This is a genomic window from Rhodococcus sp. LB1, assembly GCF_001583455.1.
GTDB classification, from domain to species: Bacteria; Actinomycetota; Actinomycetes; order Mycobacteriales; family Mycobacteriaceae; genus Rhodococcus_F; species Rhodococcus_F opacus.
In genome coordinates, this window is sequence record NZ_LTCZ01000307.1 from 1 (window position 1) to 2632 (window position 2632).

The 2632-nt window shown below is 66.3% G+C and carries 3 protein-coding genes and 1 pseudogene; 2 read left to right on the forward strand and 2 right to left on the reverse strand.

Going from position 1 to position 2632, the window contains the following annotated elements; genetic code table 11:
* Nucleotides 1-224, forward strand: a pseudogene (locus AZG88_RS54450) (hypothetical protein); the annotation flags it as partial.
* Between the two features lie 182 nt (nucleotides 225-406).
* Complete coding sequence (locus AZG88_RS32005) at nucleotides 407-1051, forward strand: PAS and ANTAR domain-containing protein (RefSeq protein ID WP_061700148.1); 645 nt, start codon at nucleotides 407-409, stop codon at nucleotides 1049-1051.
* Nucleotides 1052-1122: 71 nt separating this feature from the next.
* Here AZG88_RS32005 and AZG88_RS32010 read toward each other — a convergent pair whose 3' ends face one another.
* The gene (locus AZG88_RS32010) at nucleotides 1123-1392 is read right to left on the reverse strand and encodes a hypothetical protein (protein WP_061700149.1); all 270 of its coding nucleotides are present in this window, start codon (nucleotides 1390-1392) and stop codon (nucleotides 1123-1125) included.
* A gap of 388 nt (nucleotides 1393-1780) precedes the next feature.
* Nucleotides 1781-2485 (reverse strand): maleylpyruvate isomerase family mycothiol-dependent enzyme, encoded by a 705-nt coding sequence (locus AZG88_RS32015; RefSeq protein ID WP_442971762.1) that lies wholly within the window; start codon nucleotides 2483-2485, stop codon nucleotides 1781-1783.
* Between the last annotated feature and the right edge of the window lie 147 nt (nucleotides 2486-2632).

Here is a 2632-nt window from a genome sequence, read left to right on the forward strand (position 1 = left end):
GTCAGCGCGGACCCGTCTGGTGGACCGGTCGGCGGTCGTCGGCGAACATGGCCTCGATCCTCGCTTTGATCTCCGCGGTGCTCATGCCACCGCTGCGCCGCACCGGCGGCCGCGAGGGGATCGAAGACGCCGGAATCATCGAGGCTGTGGTCATGCGCGCCCTACCTTTTCGTCGTGTCTGCGGTGTCGGCACATCCGGTTGGTGTGCATCCCCGTCACAGTGATGTGACCCGCTTCACATTTCCTGTAGTCAAGGTTGTACATCACCAAGGCGATCGGCGCCAACTCTTCCCTGCCGCAGCACAGTTGACGCCCTCTCGCCGCCGAGTCGCGGCGCGGCCGGAGGCCGTCTCGGCCACGGGACCACGGCAACTCTCCGGCTACCGCGATGCGCTAGAAATAGGACGTGAGCTCAGGGCAGGTATTCGGTGGGGAACCGCAGCGGGTGGGCAGTTTCCGCTTCTTCCTGGACGGGCAGCGGTCGGAATGGTCCGATGCCGTCGCCCGGATGCACGGCTACCAGCCCGGTGAGATCGTCCCGACCACCGAACTGCTGCTCTCCCACAAACACCCCGAGGACCACCCGCACGTCGCGCAGGTATTGGACCGGATGATCAGCGCCGCCGAACCGTTCAGCAGCACACACCGCATCCTCGACACCACCGGCAACATCCACCAGGTCGTGGTCGTCGGCGACCGACTGTGCGACGACGCCGGTGCGGTCATCGGGACGACCGGGTTCTACATCGACCTCACCGACACCTACCGCGACGAGGTGAAGGAGTCGGTCGATGAGGCGGTCGCCGAACTCGAGCAGTCGCGGGCTGTGATCGAGCAGGCCAAGGGTGCGTTGATGCTGGTCTACGGCATCTCCGCCGACCGGGCGTTCGACGTCCTCATCTGGCGCTCACAGCAGACCAACACCCGGCTACGCGTCCTCGCGGAACTGATCGTCGCCGGATTCGGTCAGTGCGAATCCGGCGCGACTCTGCGCACCCAGTTCGACCACCTATTGCTCACCGCACACGAAGGAGCCCGGCGCCCGGTGTGAGTGACGGCCCCGGGCCGGGGTCGTCACCCCGCAGACTCGGGACCGGAACGTCCGGATCGAGCACACGAGCATCACGCGCCGTGTCGGGTCAGCCGCCAGCCGCGGTGGGCGGCTGCGTAACCGGCGGCCGCTCCGAGGCACGTACTGATGATCAGGCCGGCCGCGAGAAACGGGATGGGATTCACCGATTCCATGCGCCCGGTGGTTTCGTCGGAGCCGAGCGGTTCGTAGCTGGCGGTGTAGACGTGCACCGGGTACGACAGCCACCAGGCGAACAGGCTGGTACACACCAGGCCCGCGCCGAGGCCGAGGGCCGTTCCGATCAGTATCAGTGTTCGCACAAGATCAACTTCGCGATCCTCGGCTGTGCTGTTACCGAGCGCCCCGGCACCGGCTCGTCACGGATATTTCCGCCCCCACCTGCACGAAATCCATGGTCGAGGCGCTGCGCCGGGGCTCTGCAGAGAAAAAGCATGCTGACCTCGTGGTTTGAGCGAGACGTTGCGTAAATGTTTTTTACAGCACCAACCCCGCACAAATCATGAGTGACACGCACCTGAGCTCTGGGCGGCCATGATCCGCATTGGCGATGTCCCGCTTACCGCCCCGTTGCGGAAATGGTCAACGGACGGCCTCTACGGGACCTCGCAGGTCAGCGAGTTCCGGTCATGGGGCGACAATCGGAACGCGCCGGTGCAGGTTCCGTCAGCGGACGCTTCTCAAGCGCAGTCAGGTTGTGCAGCGGTCCCGCAGTGTCGGCACGCCCGGCCCGGTGAGGTCGTCACAGTAGGCACCACGACCGGCCATGGCCATCGTGAGCGCGAGGGTCGTGCCGCTGACCATCGGGCCGGCTCCCGCCGTGAAGGGCCCGTCGGTCGCTTCGAGACGAAGACCTTCGATGGTGCTGCGGCCGGCCACGGTGAAGTCCCGCCGGGCGTAGAAGCGGGCAACCTCGGTGACCGTCTCGACGGCGGGCGTGCGCACGACCCCGAGCGGCCGCCGGATGTCCTGGGCATGCACCACCACTTCACCAAGCCACGCCGCGGTGGGACCCGGCGCCGACGTCGTGCTGGTGACGACCCGCTGGAACCACTCGAGAGTCTCGGCGGGGGTCGCGCCTCGGTACTCGGCCAGACGCCGGTCGTTGTGCAGGTCAAAGTCGAACCGTGCCCCCAGGACACTGCCAAACCAACGAAGCGCACCGATACTCGCCGCCGCCGTGAGGTGAGCAACGACCTCCTCTACCACCCGCCGTCCGCACAGCGACTGCTGTGCCCACTGCGCCTCGTGAAGACCAGCGAGGTCATCGGCCAGAGCGGCGCGTTCGGTGGCGGCCGCAGACCATAGGGTGGCGCGAGTGAGGGAATTGCGCACGGCGACCTCCAGGTTGAACGGCTGACACCAATGGAGACTGCGCACGAGCGCGAGAATCATCGGTCAATCGGTAACCAAGGTAGCGAGTGCATGCGCCGCCGTTGCCGGAGCGAACGGTGTCCGGCTACCGATCCTCATCCGGTGCCGACAGGCGTTCCCCGTCTGCTTCGTTGACATGTGCGGACTCTCGGTCGCCACGCAATGAGG